Source organism: Streptococcus sp. HF-2466, assembly GCF_015594645.1.
Lineage (GTDB): Bacteria > Bacillota > Bacilli > Lactobacillales > Streptococcaceae > Streptococcus > Streptococcus anginosus.
Genome location: NZ_JADNQU010000029.1, coordinates 1 through 593 on the forward strand (window position 1 = coordinate 1; position 593 = coordinate 593).

The 593-nt window shown below is 38.4% G+C and carries 1 pseudogene; it reads left to right on the top strand.

Going from position 1 to position 593, the window contains the following annotated elements:
- A pseudogene (locus IYQ91_RS09910) lies at positions 1-412 on the top strand (transposase); the annotation flags it as partial.
- Positions 413-593 lie beyond the last annotated feature (181 nt).

Consider the following 593-nt stretch of genomic DNA (forward strand, 5'->3'; position numbering starts at 1 on the left):
AGAGTACGAGATTCTCCTCTCCATCCCTGGTATCGCTGAAACAACAGCCACCTCTATCATAGGCGAATTAGGAGATATTCGCCGTTTTCAGTCTGCCAATCAAATCAACGCCTTTATTGGAATTGATCTCAGACACTACGAATCTGGAAACTTTCTGGCTTAAGAACACATCACCAAACGGGGCAATCCTCATGCCAGAAAGATTCTCTTCAAGACCATTCACAACATTGCTTCGGTCAGTCATACCAAGCCCTATCATATTGCGGACTTTTATGAGAAACGAAAAAGACAATCGCAGACGACTTCAACTAAGCCTCATACGATTGCCTCAATGCATCGCCTCATAAAGACAATGTATTACCTCATTACGCATAACAAACTTTACGATTACACTTTAACCCAAAATTATTAAAGCCGTCTATGCTCTATCATTGTAACACCTTACAAAAAATTTCGCTAGGTATGGTGTTGATTTTGTGTACTCTTTTTCCAATCAAAAGAGCCAAAAAGGGCTAGGATAAACTATTAAAATCAAATCAATCATCAATTCTTTGACTGAAAAACATTGAATTGCTTGACAAATGGTAGAAAAA